14 protein-coding genes, 1 tRNA gene and 3 pseudogenes are annotated in these 14,380 nt (G+C 45.4%); 7 read left to right on the top strand and 11 right to left on the bottom strand.

Annotated features, from left to right (window positions below; genetic code table 11):
* Positions 1-4 precede the first annotated feature (4 nt).
* Positions 5-637, top strand: a complete 633-nt coding sequence (gene pncA / locus OK023_RS08030) for a bifunctional nicotinamidase/pyrazinamidase (protein ID WP_317696706.1) — start codon at positions 5-7, stop codon at positions 635-637.
* A gap of 71 nt (positions 638-708) precedes the next feature.
* Here the strand turns inward: pncA and OK023_RS08025 are convergent, their stop codons facing one another.
* Both OK023_RS08025 and msrB read right to left on the bottom strand, forming a co-directional pair.
* Positions 709-981: a YeaC family protein gene (locus tag OK023_RS08025; protein ID WP_317696704.1), complete on the bottom strand. Its 273-nt coding sequence runs from the start codon at positions 979-981 to the stop codon at positions 709-711.
* 193 nt (positions 982-1,174) lie between these two features.
* Positions 1,175-1,588 carry a peptide-methionine (R)-S-oxide reductase MsrB gene (gene msrB / locus OK023_RS08020; protein WP_317696702.1) on the bottom strand — a complete coding sequence of 138 codons (414 nt, stop codon included), beginning with the start codon at positions 1,586-1,588 and terminating at the stop codon, positions 1,175-1,177.
* Positions 1,589-1,935: 347 nt separating this feature from the next.
* Here msrB and gapA point away from each other — a divergent pair, with 347 nt between their 5' ends.
* Positions 1,936-2,931 (top strand): glyceraldehyde-3-phosphate dehydrogenase, encoded by a 996-nt coding sequence (gapA, locus tag OK023_RS08015; RefSeq protein ID WP_317696700.1) that lies wholly within the window; start codon positions 1,936-1,938, stop codon positions 2,929-2,931.
* 219 nt (positions 2,932-3,150) lie between these two features.
* On the top strand, positions 3,151-4,026 hold the full coding sequence (locus OK023_RS08010) for a D-hexose-6-phosphate mutarotase (RefSeq protein ID WP_317696698.1): 876 nt from the start codon (positions 3,151-3,153) through the stop codon (positions 4,024-4,026).
* 94 nt (positions 4,027-4,120) lie between these two features.
* On the opposite strand, the gene OK023_RS08005 is transcribed toward OK023_RS08010, so the two are convergent.
* A complete protein-coding gene (locus tag OK023_RS08005) occupies positions 4,121-4,870 on the bottom strand; it encodes a MipA/OmpV family protein (protein WP_317696696.1) in 750 nt (249 codons plus the stop codon).
* A 444-nt stretch (positions 4,871-5,314) separates the two neighbouring features.
* Between OK023_RS08005 and yeaG the strand changes: the two genes are divergently transcribed.
* The 4 genes and pseudogenes from yeaG to OK023_RS07990 all read left to right on the top strand — a co-directional run bounded on the left by yeaG (position 5,315) and on the right by OK023_RS07990 (position 9,911).
* Positions 5,315-7,249: a protein kinase YeaG gene (gene yeaG, locus OK023_RS08000; RefSeq protein WP_317696694.1), complete on the top strand. Its 1,935-nt coding sequence runs from the start codon at positions 5,315-5,317 to the stop codon at positions 7,247-7,249.
* 177 nt (positions 7,250-7,426) lie between these two features.
* Entirely contained in the window at positions 7,427-8,695 is a 1,269-nt protein-coding gene (locus tag OK023_RS07995; protein ID WP_317696692.1) for a YeaH/YhbH family protein, read from the top strand.
* Between the two features lie 241 nt (positions 8,696-8,936).
* A pseudogene (locus OK023_RS19195) lies at positions 8,937-9,461 on the top strand (hypothetical protein); the annotation flags it as partial.
* Between the two features lie 310 nt (positions 9,462-9,771).
* A tRNA-Pro gene (locus tag OK023_RS07990) sits at positions 9,772-9,911 on the top strand.
* Between the two features lie 118 nt (positions 9,912-10,029).
* Here the strand turns inward: OK023_RS07990 and OK023_RS07985 are convergent.
* From OK023_RS07985 to OK023_RS07950, 8 genes and pseudogenes are all read right to left on the bottom strand, one after another.
* On the bottom strand, positions 10,030-10,386 hold the full coding sequence (locus OK023_RS07985) for a tail fiber assembly protein (protein WP_317696690.1): 357 nt from the start codon (positions 10,384-10,386) through the stop codon (positions 10,030-10,032).
* Entirely contained in the window at positions 10,386-10,784 is a 399-nt protein-coding gene (locus OK023_RS07980) for a hypothetical protein (RefSeq protein WP_317696688.1), read from the bottom strand. Before OK023_RS07980 ends, OK023_RS07985 begins: the two co-directional genes overlap by 1 nt.
* Positions 10,785-11,046: 262 nt before the next feature.
* A pseudogene (locus tag OK023_RS07975) lies at positions 11,047-11,337 on the bottom strand (hypothetical protein); the annotation flags it as partial.
* Between the two features lie 44 nt (positions 11,338-11,381).
* On the bottom strand, positions 11,382-11,990 hold the full coding sequence (locus tag OK023_RS07970) for a YmfQ family protein (RefSeq protein WP_317696687.1): 609 nt from the start codon (positions 11,988-11,990) through the stop codon (positions 11,382-11,384).
* A gap of 61 nt (positions 11,991-12,051) precedes the next feature.
* Positions 12,052-12,513: pseudogene (locus OK023_RS07965) on the bottom strand (major capsid protein); the annotation flags it as partial.
* The gene (locus OK023_RS07960; protein ID WP_317696685.1) at positions 12,506-13,408 is read right to left on the bottom strand and encodes a phage terminase large subunit family protein; all 903 of its coding nucleotides are present in this window, start codon (positions 13,406-13,408) and stop codon (positions 12,506-12,508) included. The gene OK023_RS07960 and the pseudogene OK023_RS07965, both read right to left, overlap by 8 nt.
* On the bottom strand, positions 13,380-13,979 hold the full coding sequence (locus OK023_RS07955; protein ID WP_317696683.1) for an RNA polymerase subunit sigma-70: 600 nt from the start codon (positions 13,977-13,979) through the stop codon (positions 13,380-13,382). Before OK023_RS07955 ends, OK023_RS07960 begins: the two co-directional genes overlap by 29 nt.
* A 110-nt stretch (positions 13,980-14,089) precedes the next feature.
* Complete coding sequence (locus OK023_RS07950) at positions 14,090-14,353, bottom strand: hypothetical protein (protein WP_317696681.1); 264 nt, start codon at positions 14,351-14,353, stop codon at positions 14,090-14,092.
* Positions 14,354-14,380: the final 27 nt, after the last annotated feature.

The following is a 14,380-nucleotide window of genomic DNA, read 5'->3' as shown; positions in this document are numbered from 1 at the left end:
CAAGATGAAAACCGCCTTATTGCTGATTGATCTACAAAACGATTTTTGCCCAGGTGGCGCTTTAGCTGTGGCAGAAGGCGATGCCACTATTGCAATAGCCAATATGGCAATCGAAGCGTGTCTTTCCCGTAACGAAGTTATCGTTGCCAGCCAGGATTGGCACCCAGCAAATCACCGTAGCTTTGCGGAAAATTCACGCACACAAATTGGCTCACTCGGTGAGTTGATGGGGTTACAGCAGGTATGGTGGCCAGTGCATTGCGTACAAGAAACCTACGGTGCAGAACTTCATGCCCAACTAAATCAGCAATACATCACAGCCATTTTTCGAAAAGGTGAAAATCCTGATATCGATAGTTACAGTGCTTTCTTCGATAACGGTCATAAAACGCAGACAGCATTGGACAAATGGCTTAAATCCCAAGGGATCACAAATCTTGCCATTATGGGTTTAGCAACTGATTATTGTGTTAAGTACAGTGTGCTGGATGCTTTGAGCTTGGGCTATCAAACACAAGTAATTATCGATGGTTGTCGCGGTGTCAATTTGCAACCACAAAACAGCCAGCAGGCGTTGACAGAAATGCAAGATGCTGGAGCACAGCTCGTTACACTGTCACAGTTTGTTCTGCAGTGAACTTGGTGATTCTTTTCACAAAAGAGTTTTTCTTTACAAGGGCGATACTCTCATCGCCCTGTTGTTTTATTTTACTCTGGTTTCAGTTTAGCCAGGGGCTCCGCAACAAACTGCTGTTTTAATTCTTGTTTGCTTTTCATTACGATATTCCCATCAGTGCCGATACTCATATGTTGAGGTTCGACATTATTCATTGACTGCCAAAGCATCACAGCCTGTAGGCTATGTTCCTTTTGTTCTGGCGTCAAGGCGACTCCATCAGGCCATTTACCTAGTTCAACAGCCTGGACTAATCGCTGGTAAATTTCCGGCGTTATGGCCGCGATCAGATCTTTTACTTCCATCAGAGCAGCTCCTTACTCATGGCTGAATAAACTGGCCATACTTAAAATAATACATACGTTGAATGCACCTCATACCTCTTATGGCATCATCATTTGTACATCCAAGAATTTTCTGGCTTAGCGCTTTCCTGCAACTTGAATTAGTTAAAGGAGAGGATAATTAGCTGAATCGATTTTTTGTTCTAATAACTTGTTAACCCGTAGTTTGCTCACCGCTTTCACCGTCTGTGAAAGCCAATGACGCAGAATTCACACAATAACGTTCACCTGTCGGTTGCGGACCATCAGGGAATACGTGACCCAAATGTGCATCGCAGTGACCACAACGGATCTCTACACGATGCATATTATTTGATTTATCATCAAGATAACGGATTGCATCATCAGACACTGGTTGATAAAAACTTGGCCAACCACAGCCTGAATCATACTTACTGTCGGAGTAAAATAACGGGGCATTGCAGCACAAGCAATGGTATACACCTTCACGCTTGTTGTGCAGCAGTTTTCCTGAATATGGTGCTTCAGTCCCGCGTTCTTGTGTCACATAGCGTTGGATTTCGTTCAGTTGATTACGCGGTTGGTTGGGGTTTGTCTCTTTATCCATCTGTGCTGTTCCCAGAATGCAGATCATTACTACGTCAACGATGCTCAATGATAACGAAAAATTAACAACGTTGCAGACCTTTTTCGCCTAGACTGTAGCGCACAAGAGGTATGCCGCAATTATGTGGGATTTTTTCACAAATTTTGCACATACGGACTTTATACTTAGCGATCAGCCCCCATATCGCTTCTGAGACCGGACGAAAATGGAATGTGCAATTCGTGTGCAAAACCGAGTCGATGGTTTGACTTGTCGCAACAATTGACACGATTCCGCTTGACGCTCGGTAAGGTTTTTGTAATTTTACAACTAACCTTTTATTCACTAACAAATAGCTGGTGGAATATATGACTATCAAAGTAGGTATCAACGGTTTTGGCCGTATCGGTCGCATTGTTTTCCGTGCTGCTCAGGAACGTTCTGACATTGAAATCGTTGCAATCAACGACCTGTTAGACGCTGATTACATGGCTTACATGCTCAAGTATGACTCTACCCATGGCCGTTTCAACGGTACTGTAGAAGTTAAAAATGGCCATCTGGTTGTGAATGGCAAAACCATCCGTTGTACCTCAGAAAAAGATCCAGCAAATCTGAAGTGGAATGAAGTCAACGTTGACGTCGTTGCTGAAGCAACTGGCATCTTCCTGACTGACGAAACTGCACGTAAGCACATCGCAGCAGGCGCGAAGAAAGTTGTCCTGACAGGTCCTTCTAAGGACGATACCCCAATGTTTGTTATGGGTGTAAACCACAAGTCATATGCTGGCCAAGAAATCGTGTCTAACGCTTCTTGTACCACTAACTGCTTGGCTCCACTTGCTAAAGTTATCAACGACAAATTCGGCATCGTTGAAGCGCTTATGACTACAGTGCATGCGACTACTGCAACTCAGAAAACCGTTGATGGCCCGTCTCACAAAGACTGGCGCGGTGGCCGTGGTGCAGCTCAAAACATCATCCCTTCCTCCACCGGCGCAGCTAAAGCTGTAGGTAAAGTAATTCCAGAGCTGAACGGTAAATTAACCGGGATGTCGTTCCGCGTACCGACTCCAAACGTGTCTGTCGTTGACCTGACTGCTCGCCTGGCAAAACCAGCCTCCTACAAAGAAATCTGTGATGCTATGAAAGCCGCTTCTGAAGGTGAACTGAAGGGCATCATGGGCTATACCGAAGATGAAGTTGTCTCTACCGATTTTAACGGTGAGAAACTGACCTCAGTATTTGATGCCAAAGCCGGTATTGCACTTAACGACACCTTTGTAAAACTGGTTTCTTGGTATGATAACGAAACTGGTTACTCTAACAAAGTACTGGACTTGATCGCTCACATCTCCAAGTAATGTCATGATGCGAAGCTGAGTATAAAGAGGCGACATTTTTGTCGCCCTTTTTGTACCCATTGCTTTCAGCTGCAGCATCGTTATCTGTTCTCATCCCTTAAAATTTTTAACTTCCTTAAACGAAGGATGAATGAAAAGGCAACATAGTGAAGGCGCATAAGCCCTCCGCAGCTTGAAGAAAGATGGGTATGTTTTTCGCGGCAAAAAGAAGGCTACAGCATGAATGAAAAAATCTTCACCCTACCCATTACCGAACAACTCACACCTTTCATTAGTCAGAGAAACCTGGAAGAATTACCCGTTATAGTCGTATCACACCCTAAAGTACGCGCAGCGATTGCATTGCAAGGCGCACATTTGCTCACTTGGCAACCGAATGGCGATGAACCTGTTATTTGGCTGAGTAATAATACACCATTCCAAAAAGGTATTGCGATCCGTGGTGGTGTCCCCATCTGCTGGCCATGGTTTGGTCCTGCAGGTCACCCATCTCATGGTTTTGCACGTAATCAGCCATGGCAGCTCACCGCGCATGACGAAGATGAAAATAGTGTTATTCTGGCTTTCACTCTCAAAGATAACGAGCAAACCCGCAAACTGTGGCCACATGCGTTCACACTAATTGCACGCTTCAGACTTGGCGAAGAATGTGAGATTGAGCTGGAATCACATGGCGATTATCAGGCTACAGCAGCACTACACTCTTACTTTCAGATTGGGAATATCAGCACGATTAAAGTTACCGGTTTGGGTGAGCACTATATTGATAAAGTCGCTAACGGCATTGAATCACAGCAAATTAGTGATTTGGTCTTTACCGGGCAAACCGATCGTATTTATACCCAAGCAACGGCCTGCAATCTGATTCAAGATCCTGTGTTGCAACGAACTATCGAAGTCAACCATCAACATATGAGTGATGTCATTACGTGGAATCCCGGCGTCAAACTGTCTTGCAGTATGGCCGATATGACTGATGATGGCTACAAAACCATGGTCTGCGTCGAAACCGGGCGCATATCAAAACCTCTGATAGCTTCTGGTGAACAACCCGCTCGTTTGGCGGTTAAATTCCGCAGCCGTAAAAACAGTTAAATTTTGCTCAAAAGAAATGCACTATAGAATGTCAAAAGGGGCTATAACGCCCCTTTTTAGTGCAGCTCACGCTCATTTTTAGTGCATTATAGCTCTAGAAACTATAACTCACGCCGGTTAGCACAATCCCAGTGTATGATTTATCTACCATTGGACTGTCCTTAACTTCGTTAGACAATCTGATATAACGCCCTGTCACGAACGCATTCCAGTTCTGATTAAATTTATAATTCGCCGTTAATTCCATATAAGCCGCCAAGCTATTTCCTGGCTCATAGCTATCTAAACCGCTGCGTTGTGATTCATTTTCACTCACGCCATAGTAGTGCTTGGTATGGTTTTTACTGCTCCACGTAACCCCGATCCCCGGCACAAACGTCCAGTTATCTGGCGCGAACCGATACAGATATGCCGCATCACCCAGCATACCGTTGCTGTTATTCAACGTATCGCCTGATAACACCGTACGGATAGTTCCCCACTCGGCATTATGGGAATAAGCCAAACCTGCCATCAGGGTGCTACGACGCCGATCTAAGCGCTTCATACGCTCATCATCGCTATCGCCAGGTTTAAAATACTGAGGAAGGTAGTAGGCCGTGAGACTTAGCTTATTTTGCCGATCATTCCACAGATAATACCCCGCAGTGAGGCTACGGAAATAAAAGTTATCATCTTCATAGTTAATGATAGGTACAGGGTAAACTTTGGTTTTATAGCCACGGTAAGGCTCTGGCGTAACCAGCGCAGCTGCGCCGAGTGAGAAATTTCCCGCTTGGGCTGTATGCACATAGGCTATGGCGGAAACGATGATTGCTAGCGTTTTGAGTTGAGAGATTTTCACTGGTTTTTTCCATACATAACGTGGTGTAAATATCACCCCCAGTCTATGTGAAAATGTAATTTCCTGCCTGATATTTACAAAATAAAACAGTTCAGAACGAATAACTTAACGTGGAAACATTAATTATTGACCGTTAAATCATGTCTTTTTTTTGCCACAACCCGCATCAGATAAGGCATTCGACAACCGTCTAAGTAACTGAGTCATTGAAATGACTTAAAAAAAACCATTTTTCTTGCAGGAAATTTTTCAGTATGCAACTACGCTTAAATCAGAAGGTGAATTTATCATGAGCTCAGTGGCAATAAAGCGCAACTCGCGATAATAAGCACTCCAAGTTGGCATACGAGTTGCTGTACTCATGTGAGTTCACTCTTTCGGGAGCAAGAATATAAACACCAGCTCCTTTTAACCTGTGCTAATAACGAAAGGACGGGCATCGCCATGAACATATTTGATCACTATCGCCAGCGTTACGAAGCTGCCAAGGACGAAGAGTTTACACTGCAGGAGTTTCTTACCATTTGCAGGCAAGATCGCAGTGCTTACGCCAATGCGGCGGAACGTCTCCTTATGGCTATCGGTGAACCCGTCATGGTGGACACCGCGCTTGAATCACGCATGTCACGTTTGTTTTCCAACCGTGTGATAGCCCGCTATCCAGCATTTGAGGAATTTTACGGCATGGAGGAAGCTATCGAACAGATCGTTTCTTACCTAAAACATGCCGCACAAGGTCTGGAAGAGAAAAAACAAATTCTCTATCTCTTGGGGCCCGTTGGGGGAGGAAAATCATCGCTGGCAGAACGTCTGAAAGCCTTGATGCAACTCGTGCCTATTTACACCCTGAGTGCCAACGGTGAGCGCAGCCCGGTGAACGACCACCCGTTGTGCCTGTTTAACCCTCAGGAAGATGCAAGCATTCTAGAAAAAGAATACAACATCCCAACTCGCTATCTTGGTACCATCATGTCTCCGTGGGCCGCCAAACGCCTGCACGAGTTTGGCGGCGATATCACAAAATTCAAAGTTGTGAAGGTTCGCCCTTCTATACTTGATCAAATTGCGATCGCCAAAACCGAACCCGGTGATGAAAACAATCAGGATATTTCTGCATTGGTCGGCAAAGTGGATATCCGTAAACTCGAAAACCACGCGCAGAACGATCCTGATGCTTATGGCTACTCCGGTGCATTATGCCGCGCTAACCAGGGGATCATGGAGTTCGTAGAGATGTTTAAAGCACCGATCAAGGTGCTACACCCTCTGCTGACTGCCACCCAGGAAGGTAATTATAATGGTACTGAAGGTATTTCTGCACTACCGTTCAGCGGCATTATCTTGGCACACTCAAACGAATCAGAATGGGTGACTTTCCGAAACAACAAAAATAATGAGGCCTTCCTTGACCGTGTCTACATCGTCAAAGTGCCTTACTGCTTGCGAGTATCGGAAGAGATTAAAATCTACGATAAACTGCTTGATCATAGTGAATTAACCCATGCGCCCTGTGCTCCTGGTACCTTGGAAACCCTGGCTCGCTTTACCGTCCTATCACGGCTGAAAGAACCAGAAAACTCAAGTATTTACTCGAAGATGCGTGTCTATGATGGTGAAAGTCTGAAAGACACCGATCCAAAAGCCAAGTCGTACCAGGAATACCGCGATTATGCTGGGGTTGATGAAGGTATGAATGGTCTTTCGACACGTTTCGCCTTCAAGATCCTGTCTCGGGTATTCAACTTTGATCATGTTGAAGTTGCTGCCAACCCAGTGCACTTATTCTATGTACTGGAGCAACAGATCGAACGTGAACAATTCCCACAGGATGTTGCTGAAAAATACCTTGAGCATCTGAAAGGCTATCTGATCCCTAAATATGCCGAATTTATCGGCAAAGAAATTCAGACTGCTTACCTGGAATCTTATTCCGAATATGGCCAGAATATTTTCGACCGTTATGTGACCTACGCGGACTTTTGGATCCAGGATCAAGAGTATAGAGATCCAGACACTGGCCAGTTGTTTGATCGCGAGTCTTTGAATGCTGAGCTGGAAAAGATCGAGAAACCCGCTGGTATCAGCAATCCTAAAGACTTCCGCAACGAAATCGTCAATTTTGTCCTACGGGCACGTGCCAATAACAGTGGTCGGAACCCGAACTGGACCAGTTACGAGAAGCTGCGCACGGTTATCGAGAAGAAAATGTTCTCGAACACTGAAGAGTTACTGCCTGTCATTTCCTTTAATGCTAAAACCTCAACGGACGAGCAGAAAAAACACGATGATTTCGTCGACCGTATGATGGAAAAAGGCTATACACGCAAACAGGTTCGCTTGCTGTGCGAATGGTATCTGCGGGTAAGAAAATCTTCATGATGTCAGCGATATGACGTCATAGATAGCCTGTATACCCAATCTTCGATTGCGGCTAGTTGGTTAGAGTGTGCTCCCCCGTCGTCTGTACGATTGGGGGAGGCACATACCCCAAGGAGGCTGCAAATTGCAAAATACAGGGTAGAGAAAGGAAAGTTGGCAACGTTGTTTGGGGGATGTATGGCGTATTTCATTGACCGACGGCTTAATGGTAAAAACAAGAGCATGGTGAACCGCCAGCGCTTCTTACGTCGTTACAAGTCACAAATTAAACAGTCGATCGCCGAAGCCATCAATAAGCGTTCGGTTACCGACGTGGATAGCGGTGAATCTGTCTCGATTCCCTCAGGTGATATCAGCGAGCCTATGTTTCATCAGGGGCGTGGCGGTACGCATCATCGTGTTCATCCGGGTAATGATCACTTCGTACAAAACGACCGTGTCGAACGCCCGCAAGGTGGCGGCGGCGGCGGAAGTGGCCAAGGAAATGCAAGTCAAAATGGCGAGGGGCAGGATGAGTTTGTATTTCAGATATCCAAAGATGAATATCTAGATTTATTGTTTGAAGATCTCGCGCTGCCTAATCTAAAGAAAAATCAGTATAAGCAACTTACTGAATACAAAACGCACCGTGCCGGTTATACCGCTAACGGTGTACCTGCCAATATTAGCGTTGTGCGCTCACTGCAAAATTCTTTAGCACGGCGAACAGCCATGACTGCTGGCAAACGGCGTGCATTACACGAACTTGAAGATAGTCTCTCGCAGTTGGAAAATACCGAGCCGGTGCAGTTGCTTGAAGAAGAGCGTCTTCGCAAAGAGATCGCTGAACTGAGGAAGAAAATCGAAAGTGTGCCGTTTATCGATACTTTCGATCTGCGTTACAAGAATTACGAACGCCGCCCTGAGCCCTCCAGTCAGGCAGTGATGTTTTGTCTGATGGATGTTTCAGGATCAATGGATCAGGCGACTAAAGACATGGCAAAGCGCTTTTATATTCTACTGTACCTGTTCCTCAGCAGAACTTATAAGAACGTTGATGTCGTTTACATTCGCCATCATACCCAGGCTAAAGAGGTCGATGAGCAGGAGTTCTTTTACTCTCAGGAAACAGGTGGCACTATTGTATCAAGTGCGTTAAAACTGATGAGTGAAGTCGTCGAAGAGCGTTACGACCCTGCACAATGGAATATCTATGCGGCTCAAGCTTCAGACGGTGATAACTGGGCAGATGACTCCCCACTATGCTACGAGCTGTTGGCAAAGAATATTTTGCCCGTAGTACGCTATTATAGTTACATCGAAATCACCCGCCGTGCTCACCAAACACTATGGCGTGAATATGAGCAACTGCAAATGACATTTGAAAACTTTGCGATGCAACATATTCGTGAACCAGATGATATCTACCCAGTATTTAGAGAGTTGTTCCACAAGCAGACGGCATAAAAAACCTATTTTACAAATAAAAACAGCCAGTTAACTCTTGTTTTCTGGCTGTTTTTTTATGTTCTTGAGTGATGCGGTAGATCATTATTGATCAATGAGTTATGTTTAGTTTTGGGGAAAGATACTGACGAAAAAAATATTGAATGCTCATTTTATTTGCTAATTTTTAACCTTAGCCATCTGATGTGATAGAGATACTTTAATGAGCAAAGGCATATAAGCACCTGTTTACAGAGGGAAAATGAGTAAACTGCAAGAAATCATTGAGATACTTAGCTCTGGGGACGATGGCATCACAAACGCCCTTATCAAGACAAAGGTTTTTTTGTATTCAATCGGAAAAAAGGAGCTTGCTACATGGGTCAACCATGAACTTAATGGTTACTCGGACAAATCAACCTTGCCTGATTATAGGATAGTCCCGGCGCGAATTTTGGTGAATGCAGATAATGGTAGGCGTAGCTATACTAGTTTCGCTCTTCCTCTAAGACACTTGCCGCCAGATCAGTTTAAAGAAGCCAATAGAGTATCAGTCAAAGAACCAATAGGCCAAATAGAGCATCTTGTCACCAGCAGTAAAGATAGGACTACCTTAAAACAGCCTATTTCATTAGAGAACGCATACTACTTTGCAAAAAGCATAGATAAAAGTTACGAAATAACAGAATGTTATAAAGAAATTGCCCTGCATAACTTTACTAATATCTTAACTCAAGTGAGATCTCGCTTGCTCGATTTCCTCTTGGAGTTCTCTGATCAAGCACAAAGTTTGCCTAGTGAAAAGGACATGGGTGAAAAAATGAAAGATATTGATGCTGCAAGCATTTTCAACAACGCTATCTTTGGTCCTAATGCAGTGATTAACTTTGGAAACAAAAACTCATTCAATATCTCCAACCATGTAAATCAGAATGACCTCAAGTCTCTAGAAACGGCATTGCTTAAAGAAGGCCTTACTCAAGAAGATGTTGATGACCTAAAAATTGCTATTGCAGCTGATGGTGAAGTTCCACCGGGTAACACATTTTTCGGACCCAAAGTTAGTGTATGGTTTTCAAGCATGATAACTAAAGCCGCGGAGTCAACCTGGGCAGTAGGCGTTGAAACTGCAACTACTGTACTAACTTCTGCATTAAAACAATATTTTGGTTTGAATGAATAGTACGCCGTCATGGGGTGTCGGGGATCGGAGGTTCGAATCCTCTCATGCCGACCAAATAACCCTAGAAAAACCAACCTATTACGGTTGGTTTTTTTATGCCTGAAAAATAAGTGGTGTAAAACCGGTGTAGGTTTGGTGTAAAACAAAAACTAGATACCTCCTGGAACCATCATTACTCCGGCGCTACTGGCCACTCAATATCGGGAGCTTTTTCGATATCAACGCGACTCAGAGCTAGGCGATACTTCTTCCAGCTGATTAACTCCTTTTTGTTAGCATCGGTTGCCACGCTTAGATCTAAAGCATCCTGCCGCCAAGCAATTTCATACGTTGCTGTTGTAAACCGCTGTGTTTTTTCAGCAGCAGCAAAAGCCATGAGCTGGCCTTTTGAGGGCGGCGGGTTTGCGAGTATTTTTGCCTCCTCCTCGCTAATCTGAATCATGCCAGGTTTTATGTAGTCATCCTGGCTACCGTCTGCTGTATACGCATAAACCTGATCATTTTCGTCTTTGTAATATTTGTAGTCCATCAATAAAGCTCCAGTAATGTGTAGTTTGATGTTGCCAGTGGCTTATAGCTGTATGTCTGGCCAGGTGGAACGATAACGCTGATAAAACGATGCTCCCCTGCAGTGTTTGATCCGGCTGAGAACTCAATACCCTGAACGACGATGCTTGACGCATAAAGGCCCAGGGGAACATTTCGAACACACATTGCTACCATGATCGGGCGATTGCTATTGTTAGAGTAACTCGAACCTACCGCTCTTGATGCCGTTACATCATGCCAAAGTTGATAAAGGCCAAGACTTGCGTTCTGGCCAACAGCATCAGTAACTGCTTTCTGGCTCATTATTGCCGTATTACTGGCCCCGGTTGTTTGAGAGAGGTTGGTAACTCTAGCTGCGGGAACTGAACCCGAAGTCATGACGCCACTGTCGTAGAATCCCCAAATAAAGCCAAACTGGGAAGAATAAGCCCCTGTGATATTTGCGTTATTAATCAGAAAACAGAGGTTTTTATTTGGGTTAAAAACATAAGTTTCGGCTGGTGAGCTGGCAAAAATAGCGCTGTCTGCGATTCCCCTTTGGCTGCTTTGTTGCCAGTGCATCAGTAACTGCTTTTTGGCTCATGATTGCTGATGTTGACGCGCCAGTTGCCTGCGCGAGAGGGCCAACAAGCACGTTAGTTAGCCCCAAGTTTTCCTTTGCCTCCGCAACAGCATCAGGGCCAGCTGCTTTTATTTCCGACAGATTGTTAGCAGCGTTCAAAAAGAGTTTCTGCAAACATGACAGTAACTGGGTATCATCCCTTGGATCTAAAGAGTTACCAGAGCCAGTAACGATATTCACAAGCTCTCTTTGCCATGTATTAAAAATCTCGGCCAGCAAAATAGTGGGCTGAACGCCCTGGGCTACATTGCCGTTTGTGAACTCACCGTTACTGTCAGCAGTATTTGTTACATCCCCGATTTTTTGCATAGTTAATCCTCACTCACTGAGCGATATAAAAATTTTGAATAGAATTATTCGAGTGGTTCTGTGCTGGTATAACCGAACTTAACGATTGTGTGAGATGGTGCCAATTTGGTTAGCGAGCATTCAAGTTGTCTGTTTCCCCAAGAGCGCAAGGGATCGCTGCAGTAACTTCGGCCTGCAACAGCATTAGCGATCGTCGTATCGTTTGCTCCAACCAACCAGACAAACGGCCACTCTTCGCCATTAAGGGGATCACCACATACGGACATCCCGGCGCGAGCTTGGCGAAACTCTTCAATCGTGATGTTGTATCCGAGCGAGCTGGCAATGCTGATGAAATACGATTTTGACTGACCGCCAGTACTGATTAATTTTGACACCACCGCAGCCTGCTGCTTAACGATCGTATCAACCTCACCGATTGAACAATCATCAGGTAACCCCAGTGAGCTTTCCCACTCAGGCAACATAATTGTAGCTGTGCCAGGGAACCCGCCGCGGAGAAGTGATAATGCATCGCTATCGCTCCGCTGGTAGCTATTCGCCAGTGCCCGGATAACTGCTGATTGAACAGAATTCGGGTTGCGTGACCACGCGAGTCCAACCGGCATTAATGCCTGCAGTGCTTGGGTGTAACTCTCTATCAGGTTGCACATCGGCCACCGCAAACAGTGTATTAACAGTTACACCACCAACAACACCGATGAAGACGCGATCATCAACCTGATTGCCGAATGGGCTCAATGCAGGAAACGTGATTGCGTTGTCTTTAATGGACGTATCCAGGCGGAATGCAGTCCATGAACTGTTAGTAAATACCAAATTGGTTACAACGGAACCGGACTCTTTCAGCACCTGCGTTTGCCATTTTTCAATAGCCTGCGATGGCACGTTGTTGGTTGTGTTAGGAGCTACGGACAGTGGCCACTTATCAGCACCGCTCAACGTAATAGTCAGGCTGCTAGAACGCCCAAAGTCAATGACGGTAGTTGGGAAGCCATCACCGATGACGGTAATTTTTCCAGATACCAGAGCGTTTGCAGCCATCCATTCCAGACGGCGGTTTATCATGTCGATCTGATCGGCCATTTCAAACATGAGGTTCAACTGTTCACGTTCTGCCGGTGTCATCTCACCGCCGATTCGCTCACCAATTTGACGTCGGATAGGCTTACGCAGGTGACGCTTTTTCGTTATGGTGAATAACACAACCATTGTGGCGACAGACATAATAGGCTGAATCAGGAACACCCTCTCCATGCTCATCTTTATCCCATTTTATGCCATAGGGAGTATCGGGCCCTCCCCACTCCAACACCTGGTATTCACCACAATGCGGGCATAGAACGTAATAACGGCGCTGATCACTTTCTTCATACGCCTTCCCTATCCTGCTTGTTCCCTTCACAGTTGGAGTTGAACCCAGCGCAATCTTGCGATTCCAGAATGTTTCCGAGCGCTTGATACCTAGTGCAATCTGATCTCCCTCAACACCAGCACCGCCAGACGGATAACCATCTACCTCATCAAAAAGGATTACGCGGCAGGTAATACGGCGGAAACCACCGGGGCTATTAGCACCCACCAGCGTTAAGTTGGCTCCATTTACAAACGTTTTTTTGAGGATGGTCTGATTACTGTCTTTCGCTTTTGGCGCACCACAAATATCAGCCAATACCGGCGTATCGCGCAGCATTGGTGCTATTTCTGTTTTACTGTAATCCTCGGCATCTTCTACGCGAGGCTGAACAATCAGGATCGGTGACGGATCGTGAGACAGGTAATAACCCACAACGTGATCGAGAATTTTGGTATATCCAACACGGGCAGATTTCATCACCGAGACCTGAGTAACAGAGGGGGCTGTGATGGCGTCCATAATGCCGTCTTGGTAAGCAAATGACCGGAATCGGCCAGTCTGGGCGCTGGTTTCTTTTGATAGAACAGCGTATTTATTGGCCCATTCGCTCAGTGAAAGCGGCTCAGGAGGGCTGATATCGGAGCGGCGCTGGCGCAGCTCTTGCGTAAAGTTCTGCCAGGCAGCGCTAGTTCTCTCCTCGGTTGTTATCTGCATCAAGGCTTAATTCCTCCATCGCCTCGTAAACCACCTCTTGCAGTGCCTGTACAAACTCAGCATCGTTGGTGGTTGACGCCAGCACCCGAAGTCGGGGACCATGTTCAGGAGCAATCGCAATCAAACGGGTGCGCATGCGGGAATACTCTTTGCCAACAGCTTCGATCATGTCTTTGTAGGGGAGAACCTGCCCTGATTTAATGTCGTATTCGAGTTGAGTAAGCAGAGCAAGAAAGTTTTCTTTCATCGTCAATGCTTCATCACGCGTCATCGTTACACCGTTTTCAGCAATCAGACGCTCAATAACTTTTGTGGCAGGCTCAGGTGAATCTTTATCTTTTTTGTTACCCGATTTGTTACCTGCCGATCTGTTACCCGTTTTGTTACCCTGCTTGTTACCTGTCGCTTTTTTTTCTATTTGGGTAACAGTTTTTCGGTAGCGCTCAAGATTGGCATTTGATGCATCCACATCGATATCATCACCATCCAACATCAGCCAGCCACGGGCTTTCCACATCGTTACAGTCTTTCGACTAACCCCATGGAGTTTTGCAAAATCTGACTGGTTCATGTGTTACCTCAAGTGTTACCTGTTACCCAAATTTCAAAAGTTCATAGCTAGACGAAGAACGCGGCGCGCAATGCCCGTGAGATAAAAAAGTGCTAGGAAGGACCCATTTTTTATTGGGGAGCTAGCTCTAGGCTGAGTTCCATTTTTTTAGCCAGTCGCCGCCCTACCTCTCTGACCACCAACGCGCTTAACTCAGGGCTGAGTGGAAACTTTTTAACTTCTGATAAAACTTCAAAAAACACTGCCTCTGCATCATCAGATGAAGGCAATTTAGCCGTGAGAATAAAGCCATTTGCTCGCATGACATGCTTTGATTTAACGTGTTTAATTTCCGCATCTGGGTATAGCGCAGGCTCGTTAAACATTTCTTTCAAGTGCTCATTTGATGGATTCCTAAATCA

The sequence above is a fragment of the Serratia sp. UGAL515B_01 genome (assembly GCF_033095805.1).
Taxonomy (GTDB): domain Bacteria; phylum Pseudomonadota; class Gammaproteobacteria; order Enterobacterales; family Enterobacteriaceae; genus Chania.
This window is presented reverse-complemented; position numbering and strand designations above follow the sequence as displayed.